This window comes from Nocardia puris, assembly GCF_036051655.1.
GTDB lineage: Bacteria > Actinomycetota > Actinomycetes > Mycobacteriales > Mycobacteriaceae > Nocardia > Nocardia puris.
The window spans coordinates 4,589,202-4,601,533 of record NZ_CP107943.1; the positions used below are offsets into that span (position 1 = coordinate 4,589,202).

Here is a 12,332-nt window from a genome sequence, read left to right on the forward strand (position 1 = left end):
GAACAGGGTGGCCGTGGTCAGTCCGATGCGCGTGCCGCGGTGAGCAATTCGTCGATGACCTGCGGCACCGCGTCGGCCAGGACGTCGACGTCGGGCATCAGGTCGGCGCACGCGATGAACCCGAAATCCAGATCGCCGTTATTGGACAGCACGGTGACGGTGAGGCCCGCCCCGTGGAAGACCGGGCCGAACGGATACATCGCGTCCACCTTGACGCCCAGGAAGTACAGCGGCACCGGCGGTCCCGGCACGTTCGACACCACGAGGTTGTGCACCACCGGGTGGTGCTCGGCCAGCTTCAGCGCGGAGTAGGCGCGCGAGGCGAGCCGGAACACGTTGGGCGGCGCGTACTTCGACCAGTCCTGCAGGAAGTCGGCGCCGATCAGATCGTGCTCGTCCTTGGCGTCGCGGTTGGCCGCGGCGACAGCGCGCAGCCGCGCGACCGGATCGTCGATATCGGTGCCGAGTTCGGAGAACAGCGAGGAGACCTTGTTGATGCCCTCGGTGTGGCGGGTGGATCCGTGTACCGAGACCGGCACCGACGCGATGAGCGACTTGTCCGGCAGCTCACCGTGTTTGTCCAGGTAGGTTCGCAGCACACCGCCCACGACGGTGAGCACCACGTCGTTGACCTTCACGCCGAACGCGGTCTTGATCTCCTTGATGGCGTCGAGATCGGTCGCGGTGAACGCCACCGCGCGCCGCGCGCCGATCGCCCTGTTGAACGGGGTGCGCGGCGCGGTGAGCGGAATCGCCATGCCCGCCTGGTTGTTTCGCCGCCGCTGCGCGAAACCGGCCAGCATGCCGACGGTCTTCGGCACCATGCCGAGCACGCCCGCACGACCCGGAAAGCGAATCGCGGCCTCCGCCAGCAACTTCCACGTGGCGGGCGCGGGGTCGGCCGGCGCACTGTCGACCGTGTCCACCCGTGCCGCGCCCGGCTCGATATCGCACAGGTGCATCATCATGTTCGTTCCGGTGATGCCGTCCACCGCGGCGTGGTGGTACTTGCAGATCACCGCGACCTTGCCGTCGTCGAGGCCCTCCACCACGAACATCTGCCACAGCGGTCGGTTCCGGTCCATCGGCGTGCTCGCGATCTCGCCGACCAGTCGCGCCAACTCCTCGTGCCCGCACGGGCTCGGGGCCCGCACGAGGCGGATGTGGTGGTCGAGATCGAAATCGGGGTCCGCCACCCAGACCGGATGGTCCAGGTTGAGCGGCACCTCGCGCACGCGCCTGCGCATCTGGGGCACGAGGGGCAGGCGACGGCCGAGTTCGGCTTTGAAGGTGTCGAAGGAGTACGGCGCGCCCTCCGCGGCGGGGTCCAGGACGAGCAGCGCGCACACGTGCAGGTGCTGCGTCCCGGTCTCCAGGTAGAGGAAGCTCGCGTCCAATCCGGTCAGTCGTTCCATAGCGAAAGACTACTAGAACGTGTTCTAGTTTTGAAGCGGTGTATTCCGGGAGATTCGTCACAGTGACGCGGTCTATGGTCAGGAAGAGGGTGGATTTTCACCTCGGGGATGCGGCTCGGGATGTGGCTGTAACAAGTTTCAGACATGACCGTCGTGGTTCTGTGTGTTACTGGAAGTCGCAGCTATGTGTAAGATGATTGCTACAGCCGTGCAGGAAGCTGACTCTCCGCGCGGTGCGTACGCACGATGACCAGGGAGTACCGATGAAGATACTTCGCAAGGCGGACCCGCGGCCGGACGTCGATCCGGGGGAGGTCGCCCTCCACGCGCGCAACGTGCAGTTCGACTGGGCTGATACGCCGCTGCACTGGATGGCCGACGAGCCGATCGCCTCGCACCTGATCAACTCGCTCAATCTGCTGCTCCCCGAGGGTGAGCGCATGTTCTGCGCGGCCTACGCCGAGGCGCTGCCGTACGTGAAGGACGAGAAGCTGCGCGAAGCCATGCTCGGCTTCATCGGCCAGGAGTCCATGCACGCCGAGACGCACGACAAGGTGCTGCACGAGGTGCTCGCGGCCAACGGCATCGACCCCATGCCGTACGTGCGCCAGGCCGAATACCTGTTCCGGAAGACCCTGGGACCCAAGAGCGTCGAAGGCCGCGCGCAGCGGCAGGTGATGGTGGAACGGCTCGCGTTCATCGCGTGCCTGGAGCACTTCTTCGCGTTCCTGGGCGACTGGGTACTCAACGCCGACCTGGAGAAGTTCGGCGCCGACCCGCGCGTGGCCGATCTGTTCCGCTGGCACGGCGCCGAGGAGGTCGAGCACCGCCACGTCGCGCACGATGTCGCCGTCTACTTCGGCGCGGGCTTCGTGCGGCGGTCGGCGCTGATGACGATCGTGTTCCCGATCTTCCTGGCGCTGGTCTTCCGCGGCACCAAGTACATGGTCCACCAGGACCCGAGCCTGCCCGATCTGGGCTACCCCCGCCTGCTCAAGCGCGTACTGGGCTCCATGTGGCGCGGTGCGCTGCCCGGCGTGCCCTCGCTGCTGTGGAGCGCGGTGTCGACGTTCAACCCGCGCTACACCCCCGAGTCGGTCGGCTCCACGGCGCAGGCGGTGGCCTACCTGGCCGCCTCCCCGGCGGCGCGCGCGGTCGCCTCGTGAGCCCACGCGTCATTCCGGAGCGCGTGCCCGCCGACCTGTTCGGCAAACGCGAATCGGACCGCACCACGAAGGTGCTCGACGCGGTCGCCACCGCGCGCCTGCGCTGGGCCACCCTGGTCAACCGCCGGGACCTGACCACCAGGGTCGACGACCGTCGCATCGCGCTGGTGGTGACCGAACGGCGCGTCGAGGCGCACGACCAGGACGTGGTGAGCCTGCGCCTCGAGGCGCCCGACGGACGGGAGCTCCCACCGTGGCGGCCGGGCGCGCACCTGGATCTGGAGTTGCCGTCGGGACGGTTGCGGCAGTATTCGCTGTGCGGCGACCCGGCCGACATCCGCGCCTACCGGGTTGCCGTGCGGCGCATCCCGGAGGGCGGCGGCGGTTCGGTGGAGGTTCACGACGAGTTGCCGGTCGGTTCGCGCCTGGTGGTGCGCGGTCCGCGCAACGCCTTTCCGTTCGCGGTGCCGGGGTACGGATCACCCTCGGTGCACCTGCATTTCGTGGCGGGCGGCATCGGGATCACGCCTATCCTGCCGATGGCACGCCTGGCCGTGCGCCTCGGACTGGACTGGTCGATGGTGTACGTCGGCCGCAGCCGCGACACCATCCCGTTCCTGGACGAGGTCGAATCCTTCGGCGACCGCGTCACCGTGCGCACCGACGACGAGCACGGCCTGCCCGACGCGGCCGCGCTGCTGCCCGGCGTCACCACCGGCACCGCCGTCTACTGCTGCGGCCCGGTGCCGATGACCGACACCGTCGCCGCGGCGGTGCGGCACCTGCGCGGGGTGGAACTGCATTCCGAACGGTTCTCGCCGCCGCCCGTGGTGGACGGCAAACCGTTCGAGATCGAATTCGCCTCCACCGGACAGGTGATCGAGGTGCCCGCCGACGAGTCGGCGCTGGCCACCATCCTGAAATACCGCCCGGATCAACCGTATTCGTGCCGCCAGGGCTTCTGCCGCACCTGCAAGGTGCGCGTGCTGTCCGGCACGCCCGAGCATCGCGAGTCCGTCCTCACCGAGGACCAGCACGCCGCGGGGGAGATGCTGGCCTGCGTATCGCGTTGCGACGGTGGGCGTCTCGTCCTGGACCTGTAAGCCAAACTCTTCCCACCTGGAGATGTCGATGACGACGGATATGGACTCGGCCGTGACCGAGCGGATCGTGCGCAGCGGTGAATTCGAGCTGGCCGTCTACGAATACGGAGATCCGGCCGCGCCCACCGTGCTGCTCGTGCACGGCTGGCCCGACACCCACCACCTGTGGGATCGGGTCGTGCCGCTGCTGGCGGACCGCTTCCACGTGGTCACCTACGACACCCGCGGCCACGGCGCCTCCACCCGTACCCGCCGCACCGCCGACTTCCGCCTCGAGGAACTGGCCGCCGACTTCTTCGCCGTCGCCGACGCGGTGAGCCCGGATCGTCCCGTGCACGTGCTGGCCCACGACTGGGGTTCGGTGCAGGTGTGGGAGGCCGTGTGCGAGCCGGGGGCGGCCGAGCGCGTCGCCTCGTTCACCTCGGTGAGCGGGCCGAACCTCGACCACCTCGCCAAGTGGGTGCGGGCCCGCCTGGCGCGGCCCACCCCGCGCAACGTGTGGCAGCCGGTGAGCCAGCTGCTCTCCTCGGCCTACACGTTCTTCTTCATGACGCCCGGCCTGCCGCGCGCGGCATTCGGCGCGTTCGGCACCGAGGAGCGCTGGCAGCGCGCGGTGTCGCTGATGAACGACACCCCGCCGGCCAACGTCAAGCTCGGCGCGACGTTCCGGCAGGACATCGTGGACGGCCTGCTGATCTACCGGGCCAATATCGTGCCGCGCCTGCTCGCGCCGCGCGAACGCAGCACCGACGTGCCGGTGCAGCTGATCGTCGCGGGCCGCGACGTGGCCGTGCGTCCCGCCGGCTACGACGACGAGCGCCGCTGGGTGTCGCGGCTGTGGCGTCGCGACGTGCCCGCCGGGCACTGGATGCCGTTCTCGCATCCGGAGCTGCTGGCCACCGCCACCGCCGAACTGATCGACACGCTGGACGGCGCGCCGGCCCCGCGCGGGCTGCGTCGCGCCGAAACCGACCGCACCCGTAGGCCTTTCGACGACCAGCTGGTCGTCATCACGGGCGGCGGCAGCGGCATCGGCCGCGAGACCGCGCTCGCCTTCGCGCGGCTCGGCGCCGAGATCGTGCTCTCCGACATCAATCTGGACGCCGCCAAGGAGACCGCCGAACTGGTCGCCGCCGAACACGGTGTGGCGCACGCGTATCGGCTGGACGTGGGTGACGAGGCCGAGGTCACCGCGCACGCCGCCGAGGTGATCGCCGCGCACGGCGTGCCCGACATCCTGATCAATAACGCGGGGATCGGCCAGGCGGGCGGCTTCTTCGACACGCCGTCGGCGGAGTTCGACCGCGTGCTGCGCATCAACCTGGGCGGTGTGGTGAACGGGTGCCGCGCCTTCGGCGCCGCGATGGCCGAGCGCGGGCTCGGCGGGCACATCGTGAATCTGTCCAGCATGGCGGCGTTCTCGCCGCAGCAGGGCTTCAGCGCCTACTCGACCAGCAAGTCGGCGGTGTTCATGTTCTCCGACTGCCTGCGCGCGGAACTGGCCGGGCGCGGCATCTCGGTGCACACCATCTGCCCCGGCATCGTCCACACCAATATCGTTGCCACCACGACATTCTCGGGTCTGAGCGCCGAGGACGAGAAGGCCAAGCAGGCCAAATACGACAACCTGTACCGGATGCGCCGCTACACGCCCGACAAGGTGGCCGACCAGATCGTGCGCGCCGTGCGCGAGGACCGCAGCATCGTGCCGGTGACGCCGGAAGCGCGGTTGCAGTACCAGTTCAACCGGTTCGCGCCGGCGGTCGTGCGGTTCTTCGCCGCCCGCGTGAAGTTGACCTAGCTCGAATTCTCCGGCGCCCGGTGCAATTCGGCCTCGATGGCCGCAACGCGCCGGGTGTCGATGCCCCACGGGTGCGCGACGCCGACCTGACGATCCAGGTCCCAGAGTACGCACCGCTCACCGGGTTTCGCGACCATCGACCACGCCACCACCGTGCGGCCGAGTTGCTCGGTCATCGAACCGTGCGCGGCGGCGTTCTTCGGCGCGGAGCCCTCGGGGTAGTGGTGCAGGAACCGGCCGTAGGCGGCGGTGCAGAACGCCGCGTACCGCTCGGTGCACAGGATGAGGCCGTGCCAGGCCTCGTCCACCGCGTGCGAGGGCATCCCGATCACCTGTCCGTCGCGCATCGCCGCGCCGCAGCAGCGCAGCCACTGCCGCAGCCCGGTGGCGATCAGCTCGCGCGGCTGCCACGGGCAGGTCTTGAACACCGCCTCGGGCAGTTCCAGGGCGGCGACGGCCTGATCGACGTCGCGCAGGTCGACCTGGCGGCGCAACCGGTTACCGAATCGAAAAACGGACACAATCCACTGTACGACCGCGCGGCCCTACGATTCCCGTATGGCTTTCATGGTCCTGGTGGTGGTGGGTGTCGGCGTGCTCGTCGTGGTGGGGGTGATCATCGCGATCGTGGTGGTCGTGATCAACGCGGTGAACTCGGGAAACCAGGGGTTCGGCGGGACGGGCGGGTCGCCGTGGACGGCCGGCGGGGCGGGCGTGGACCACGATCATCACCAGCGCCACGATGGCCACAGCGGGTCGGATTTCGGCGGATTCGGCGGGTCGGACTCCGGGTCCGATTCCGGTGGAGGGAGCAGCAGCTGTGGCGGCGGGAGCAGCAGCTGTGGCGGCGGGAGCAGCAGCTGTGGCGGCGGTGGCGGGGGTTGCGGCGGCGGATCGTGAGCGGAGCTTGACCTGAACCTACCTCGAGGTTGAATGCTGGTCTTCGTCGATGTGAGACGAGATCGGGAGGTCGAGGATGCGTGCGGTGGTAGTGGAGGAGTTCGGCGGTCCGGAAGTGCTGTCGGTGCGGGAGGTGCCCGAGCCGGTGGCCGGCGCGGGTGAGGTGCTGGTGCGGGTCGCCGCCGCCGACGTGATGTACCTCGATACCCGGCTGCGTTCGGGATGGGGCCTGGACTTCTTCCCGCTCGAACTGCCTTATGTACCGGGCGGCGCGATCGCGGGCACGGTGATCCAGGTCGGCCCCGGCGTGGATCCGGTGTGGATCGGCAAGCGGGTGAGTTCGCGAACGGCGGCGAGCGGGATCGGCGGTGGGCTGCCCATCGGCGGCTACGCCGAACTCGCCCTGGCCAAGGCCGACACGCTCGTGGAAGTGTCGCAAGAGCTTTCGGTGAGCCAGGCCGTCGCGCTGGTCCACGACGGCAGGACCGCGCTGGCCGTGTTCGAGCGCGCCGCGCCCGAGCCGGGGGAGTGGGTGCTGACTACCGCGGCCGGTGGTGGGCTCGGCACCTTGCTCATCCAATTCGCCCGCGCGGCAGGCGTTCGCGTCGTCGCGGTGGCGCGCGGGGCGGAAAAGCTCGCGCTGGCCGCGCGGCTCGGCGCGGACGCCGTGGTCGACTACTCCGAGGACGGGTGGACCGACGCCGTGCGCGCGGCGTCCGGTGGCGCCGTGCACGTGGTGCTGGACGGTGCGGGCGGCGAACTCGGTGGGGCTGCGGCCACGACGCTGGCCGACGGCGGCCGGTTCCTCGGATACGGCTCGGCCGCCGGGGATTTCGCCGAGCTGGATACCGAGGCGCTGACGGAGCGCGGGGTGGAAGTGGTGGACTTGTTCGGAATCTCGGGCGCCGTCGCGGACTGGAACGCTCTGGCGCGGCGTGCGCAAGAGGCCGTCGCGACCGGTGAAATCGAAGTGGTGATAGGTCAGACCTTCCCCCTGGCCGAAGCCGACCGTGCCCACGCCGCAATCGAATTCAGGAAGTCGGTGGGCCGGACGGTGCTCGAGTTGTGACTTGTCCGGCAATGCCTGCGATCGGCAGCCGACGGCGCTAGGGTGCCTGCGTGCAGACACTCATCGTCGTCGGTGCCGTCGCCACCGTCCTCATTCTTGTTGTAGCAGTTGTCCAATTCGCCGGTCGCCCACCGGCTTCCGACGTGCGCCGCACTCGCGGCGAGGAGGTCGCCGACGATCGCGAGTGGGTGGACGCGGACTGACCTACCTCGCGGGGGTCAACACCACCACGGCGATCGGCCGCGTGGTCTTCTTCTGATATTCGCTGTAGCGACCCTGATTCACCTTGTCGACGAGCTCCCAGCGCCGCTGGTACTCGGGATCGTCCGGATAGGTCGCGTGCGCAACGGCTTTCATCGTGTTGCGCCCGATCTGGATCTCACAATCCGGCTGCGCCTTCACATTCGCCAACCAGCCGGGTGGCCGCGGCGACCCGCCGTTGGACGCCGTCACCAGGTAACTACCCCCGTCCCGCGCGTAGGTCAGCGCGGACGTGCGCGGCTGCCCCGTCTTGCGCCCCACCGTGCGCAGCAGCAGCGTGGGGTTCCCGAACAGCAGGCGATGCCCCACCCACCCGTCGCTCTTCTCGTAGACCCATTGGTGCACTCGCAGCACATTCGCGAACAGACTGGCCATATCTGACCCTCCGGTAAGTTTCCGTTTCCCCCACCCTACGCCCCCACCGCAACCGGATTGGAGATCCCCCACTCCCGCCAGGTACCATCCCCCTCGTCGCGGAAACCAGCGCATTCGGGGCGGTAGCTCAGTCGGTTAGAGCCGTGGACTCATAATCCATTGGTCGCGGGTTCGAGCCCCGCCCGCCCCACAAACCCCCTCTCACCTGCGTTTTTGTGAAACCGTCGAGAGGTTTCGATCCAGAACAGCGCTCCTACGGCAATGGATTGTCGCCGGAGGGCGGTTCGACTGCGTCCTCCCGCCGGATGTCCTGCGGCGGTGGGTTTTCGACCGAGCGGACGCGGTCTGCGCTGGACCGGTCGCCGTGCGGTGAGTGTGCGGGTCGCTCAGGTGAAATCCGCGAGGTGGTCCCGCACCCATTGCGCGTAGGTGCGGCCGGGTGTGCCGGTGAGGTCTTCCACGGTCGAGGTCGGTCGTCCGGGCGAGTCGGCCAGTCCGGCCAGGCCTGCGAGGATGGCGTCGGCGTATTCCGGTGCGATCCAGCGTATTTCCGCCTTCGCCCGCTCGCGCGGGATCTCCTGCCAGGTGAGTTCGCGGCCCAGCGCCGCCCCGATGGTGGCCACGGGCTCGACCCTGCTCAACGGCGTCGGGCCGGTCAGTTCGTAGCGGGCCCCGGCGTGGCCGTCGCCGGTCAGCGCGCGCACCGCGACCGCCGCGATATCGGCCTCGTGCAGGAGCGTCATCGTCGCCGCGCCGTAGGCCCCGCGCACCACATCGCCGGCCCGGATCTGCGGCGCCCATTCGAGGGTGAGGGTGGCGAATCCGTGCGGCCGCAGGAAGGTCCATTCCAGTCCGGACGCGAGGATCGGCCGCTCGATGATCGCGTGCGCCGCGCCGATCGGGTTGTCCTGCTCGTCGACCGCGGCCGAGGACAACAGCACGATCCGGCGCGCGTGCGCGGCGATCACCTCGACCGCCGCATCCGCCACCGCCGCCGAGAGCATCGGCCACGTCAGGTACACCGTGTCCACACCGGCCAGCGCCGAGGCAAGGGTGCCGGGTTCGGTCAGATCGCCGGGCGCGATCTCGACGCTCGACGGTAGCGAGGCCGCCGCAGGATCACGGATCAGTGCGCGCGCACCGCGGCACCCGAGCCGATGAGTTGGGCGGCGACCTGGCCGCCCACATGTCCGGTAGCGCCGATCACGAGAATTCTGTTCGTTCGAGCCATAGTCCAGACCCTAAGCAGGGAACTTACCCTTGGAAAGGGCATACCTCGAGGTAAGCTCTGGAGATGGCGGTAGGTTTCCGGGCGGCGAAGGGTACGCCCGCCGGCGGCAGTGACGTATTCGACAGCGATTGCCCCGCGCGCACCGTCCTCGACAAGCTCACCAGCCGCTGGGGCGTGCTGATCCTGGCGGCCCTGTACGACGGCCCCCTGCGCTTCCACGTCCTGCGCGACCGGATCGGGGGGATCAGCGAGAAGATGCTGTCCCAGAATCTGCGCACTTTCACCGAATACGGCCTCGTCGAACGCACCGTGCAGCCGACCATGCCCCCGAGCGTTTCGTACTCGCTGACCCCGAGGGGCGCGGAAGCGGCCGCTCAGCTGCGCGGGCTGCTGGAGTGGGTGAGTACCAACGCCGAGGCGATCGTGGAGTTCCGCATGCGCCCGGGGCGCGACTAGCGCCGAATCGTCTACTGCGTCAATGGGTTCTGGATCGCGGGCTGGTCATCTCCCGACGCTGCCCGTCGCGCCGCCGTGATCTCCTCGGCGTGCTCAACGGCCCAATCCGCCAGGGCGGACAGCGGTTTCAGCAGGGAGAGCCCGAGTGGGGTGAGGCTGTACTGAACGCTCGGCGGGACGGTGGGGAAGACCTCGCGGTCGACCAGCCCGTCGGTTTCCAAACCGCGCAGGGTCCGGGTGAGCATCCGCTGGCTGATGCCCTCGATCTCACGGTGCAGTTCGTTGAAGCGGTGCGGGCGGCGGGCGAGCAGGGTGATCACCAGCATCGGCCATTTGTCGCCGACGTGTCGCAGCATGTCGGTCACGGGGCATTGCCCGTATTCACCGGCGGGCACCGGGCTGGGGAGCGGCGCGCTGACCAGGGAAGGCACATCCGTGTGCGTATCGGACATGAAACTGCCTCCTTACGCTCGGCCGGTCGGTTGCCGATGATCGTCGTCGTACCGATCGTATCCATCGGAGGAGCAGGAACGTGCCAGAGAGTAATCGTCGCGTCGTCGTGGTCAGCGGCGGCACCGATGGAATGGGGCGCGCGCTTTCGCTCGCGCGGGCGGCGCGGGGCGACACGGTCGTCGCGCTCGGTAGCAGCGAGGACAAAGGGCAGCGCCTGCTCGCCGACGCCGAGCGGCTGAATGCTCCCGGGCGCGTGGAGTTTCTCGGCGTCGATCTGTCCGATATCGCCGCGACCGAATCCGCGGTCGAGCGGATCACGCGCCGCCACAACGTCATAGACGCCCTCGCCCTGTTCGCCAATCGGCAGGCGCCCCGCCGAATCGTCACCGTCGACGGTCTGGAACGGACCTTCGCCCTGTACTACCTCAGCCGGTATCTGCTCGGCCAGGGGTTGTCGGAGTCCTTGCGGCGCAGCGCTTCTCCGGTCATCGTCAACGTCGCGGGCACCGGCACCGCTCGGGGACGCGTCCACTGGGACGACCTGTCACTGGCTCGGCGATACAGCACGCTCGCCGCCCAACTCCAGGCCGGGCGGGCCAACGACCTGCTCGGAGCCGGTTTCGCCGCCCGCCCCGACGAGGTGATCAAGTACGTCCTCTACCACCCCGGCTTCACCAAGAGCGGCGACCTCACACCCCTCTCCGCGCCCATGCGCGGACTGATCCGCGCGGCCGCCCGAATCGCCGCTCGGACCATCGATTCCGCCATCGCCCCGATCCATGATTTCCTCGACCACCCGCCCGCCGCACCCCTCACCGCCGTCGACCGGGGAAACCCCGTACCCCTCACCAACCCCGCCTTCGATCCCGCGAACGCGCAGCGGCTCATGGACGTGACCGAAGAGCTTCTACAGCGCGCTCGTGCCGCACGCGCCAGCTGAGCCCGCCGACCAGCGGTCGTCATCTGTGGCACCACAAGGCGGTCGCCCGAGTTCGCGGAAGGGCACACGCCTGTCGAACGACGATCAGCGATGGCGCTCGGTGTTCGCCCCGGCGGCGTGCCGGCTAGGAATCGCTCGGTCGGCGAACCTTGAACCCCACCCGCGCGTGCACGTTGCCGCTACCGTCGGTGGCCCGCCAGCTCTGCGTGCGGCGTTCCGATGGGAGACCGGAGAGACCGCGTTGATCCCAGGTGCGCCGACTTCAGGAGTCGGAACATCTCTTGGGCCAAGAGCTTTCGACCCGATCGGTCGCGAGCAGCCGGGACCAGCTCTGTTGCTGTCGCCGGGAGTGCGCGGCAGACATGCCGTCGTTTCTCGGTGGACGAGTAGCAGCGGATCACCCGTGTGCGGGGACTCAGTAGCGCGGTGGGGGTTGTTGACCGTAGCCGGGCGCGGGTTGGGCAGGTTGCCCGTACGGGGGTGGGGTGGGTTGGCCGTACGGGGGTGGGGTGGGTTGGCCGTACGGGGGTGGGGTGGGTTGGCCGTACGGGGGTCCGTAATGGCGGCGGGGTGCGGCGGCGAGCCAGCGGCCGGTGGAGCCGGAGGCGGCGAGGATGAGGATCAGGAGGGCAAGGATGAGTCCGATGATGCTGCCGACTCCGGCTGCGGGGGCTTCGGAACCCAGGCTGATGACGGCGGAGACCAGATTGAGGACGCCCCCGACGCAGGACAGCAGGATGAGAATGACGCGACCGGCGCGCTTGCGGCCGATCAGCAACAGGGCGCCGAGGAACCACAGGAGGCCGACGACGATGTTGATGCCGCCGATGGTCTGGAGGCCGGTGATGTGCTCCTGGGCGCTGCCCTGGCCCAAGCGATTGGACAGCTTCTCGATCTCGTTGGCGGCGTTGAGTGCCATGGTCGCCGAGAAGCCGCACAGCAACCCGACCACGACGCCCAGGAAGCCCGCGGCGAGGGCGGTGCCGCCACTGGGTTGGCCGAATCCCGGCGCACCGTAACCGTATCCGGGTGGGTAGCCGCCAGCGTTCGGATAGGGTCCCGGATTCGCCGGGTACGGCGCTTGATACGCGCCCGGCATCGGTCCACGTTGCGGCCCATACGGATAGCTCATGACAACTCCCCTTCGCTGTACAGGCGGGAC

General features: G+C 69.0%; 14 protein-coding genes and 1 tRNA gene. 9 read left to right on the forward strand and 6 right to left on the reverse strand.

Translation table 11 applies throughout. The annotated features are described in order from the left end of the window. Positions 1-17: 17 nt before the first annotated feature. A complete protein-coding gene (locus OHB21_RS21185) occupies positions 18-1,415 on the reverse strand; it encodes a WS/DGAT/MGAT family O-acyltransferase (RefSeq protein WP_067513768.1) in 1,398 nt (465 codons plus the stop codon). Positions 1,416-1,678: 263 nt separating this feature from the next. On the opposite strand from OHB21_RS21185, the gene OHB21_RS21190 reads away from it, so the two are divergent. From OHB21_RS21190 to OHB21_RS21200, 3 genes are read left to right on the forward strand one after another with little or no spacing between them, the layout of a single operon-like run. After that, positions 1,679-2,581 (forward strand): metal-dependent hydrolase, encoded by a 903-nt coding sequence (locus tag OHB21_RS21190; RefSeq protein ID WP_195125742.1) that lies wholly within the window; start codon positions 1,679-1,681, stop codon positions 2,579-2,581. After that, positions 2,578-3,684: a PDR/VanB family oxidoreductase gene (locus OHB21_RS21195; protein WP_195125741.1), complete on the forward strand. Its 1,107-nt coding sequence runs from the start codon at positions 2,578-2,580 to the stop codon at positions 3,682-3,684. The genes OHB21_RS21190 and OHB21_RS21195 overlap by 4 nt, the downstream gene beginning before the upstream one ends. Before the next feature lie 22 nt (positions 3,685-3,706). Then, positions 3,707-5,485: an SDR family oxidoreductase gene (locus tag OHB21_RS21200; RefSeq protein ID WP_195125740.1), complete on the forward strand. Its 1,779-nt coding sequence runs from the start codon at positions 3,707-3,709 to the stop codon at positions 5,483-5,485. On the opposite strand, the gene OHB21_RS21205 is transcribed toward OHB21_RS21200, so the two are convergent. Beyond that, the gene (locus OHB21_RS21205) at positions 5,482-6,006 is read right to left on the reverse strand and encodes a glycine-rich domain-containing protein (RefSeq protein WP_067513772.1); all 525 of its coding nucleotides are present in this window, start codon (positions 6,004-6,006) and stop codon (positions 5,482-5,484) included. The genes OHB21_RS21200 and OHB21_RS21205 overlap by 4 nt on opposite strands. Before the next feature lie 37 nt (positions 6,007-6,043). Between OHB21_RS21205 and OHB21_RS21210 the strand changes: the two genes are divergently transcribed. From OHB21_RS21210 to OHB21_RS21220, 3 genes are all read left to right on the forward strand, one after another. Further along, positions 6,044-6,385, forward strand: a complete 342-nt coding sequence (locus tag OHB21_RS21210; protein WP_195125739.1) for a hypothetical protein — start codon at positions 6,044-6,046, stop codon at positions 6,383-6,385. Between the two features lie 76 nt (positions 6,386-6,461). Beyond that, positions 6,462-7,454 (forward strand): zinc-binding dehydrogenase, encoded by a 993-nt coding sequence (locus OHB21_RS21215; protein ID WP_195125738.1) that lies wholly within the window; start codon positions 6,462-6,464, stop codon positions 7,452-7,454. A gap of 50 nt (positions 7,455-7,504) precedes the next feature. Continuing rightward, positions 7,505-7,657, forward strand: coding sequence for a hypothetical protein (locus tag OHB21_RS21220; RefSeq protein ID WP_157115882.1), 153 nt, complete (start codon positions 7,505-7,507; stop codon positions 7,655-7,657). 1 nt (position 7,658) lies between these two features. Here OHB21_RS21220 and OHB21_RS21225 read toward each other — a convergent pair whose 3' ends face one another. Further along, the gene (locus tag OHB21_RS21225; RefSeq protein WP_067513774.1) at positions 7,659-8,090 is read right to left on the reverse strand and encodes a nitroreductase family deazaflavin-dependent oxidoreductase; all 432 of its coding nucleotides are present in this window, start codon (positions 8,088-8,090) and stop codon (positions 7,659-7,661) included. Between the two features lie 116 nt (positions 8,091-8,206). Here OHB21_RS21225 and OHB21_RS21230 point away from each other — a divergent pair. After that, positions 8,207-8,280, forward strand: a tRNA-Ile gene (locus OHB21_RS21230). 196 nt (positions 8,281-8,476) lie between these two features. Here OHB21_RS21230 and OHB21_RS21235 read toward each other — a convergent pair. After that, complete coding sequence (locus tag OHB21_RS21235; RefSeq protein ID WP_228791350.1) at positions 8,477-9,220, reverse strand: SDR family oxidoreductase; 744 nt, start codon at positions 9,218-9,220, stop codon at positions 8,477-8,479. 164 nt (positions 9,221-9,384) lie between these two features. Here OHB21_RS21235 and OHB21_RS21240 point away from each other — a divergent pair, with 164 nt between their 5' ends. Then, positions 9,385-9,777, forward strand: coding sequence for a winged helix-turn-helix transcriptional regulator (locus tag OHB21_RS21240; protein ID WP_195125737.1), 393 nt, complete (start codon positions 9,385-9,387; stop codon positions 9,775-9,777). A gap of 11 nt (positions 9,778-9,788) precedes the next feature. On the opposite strand, the gene OHB21_RS21245 is transcribed toward OHB21_RS21240, so the two are convergent. Continuing rightward, the gene (locus OHB21_RS21245; protein WP_195125736.1) at positions 9,789-10,229 is read right to left on the reverse strand and encodes a winged helix-turn-helix transcriptional regulator; all 441 of its coding nucleotides are present in this window, start codon (positions 10,227-10,229) and stop codon (positions 9,789-9,791) included. An 80-nt stretch (positions 10,230-10,309) separates the two neighbouring features. Between OHB21_RS21245 and OHB21_RS21250 the strand changes: the two genes are divergently transcribed. Next, positions 10,310-11,170 carry an SDR family NAD(P)-dependent oxidoreductase gene (locus tag OHB21_RS21250; RefSeq protein ID WP_067513777.1) on the forward strand — a complete coding sequence of 287 codons (861 nt, stop codon included), beginning with the start codon at positions 10,310-10,312 and terminating at the stop codon, positions 11,168-11,170. A 415-nt stretch (positions 11,171-11,585) separates the two neighbouring features. Here OHB21_RS21250 and OHB21_RS21255 read toward each other — a convergent pair whose 3' ends face one another. Then, positions 11,586-12,302 (reverse strand): hypothetical protein, encoded by a 717-nt coding sequence (locus tag OHB21_RS21255; protein WP_195125735.1) that lies wholly within the window; start codon positions 12,300-12,302, stop codon positions 11,586-11,588. Between the last annotated feature and the right edge of the window lie 30 nt (positions 12,303-12,332).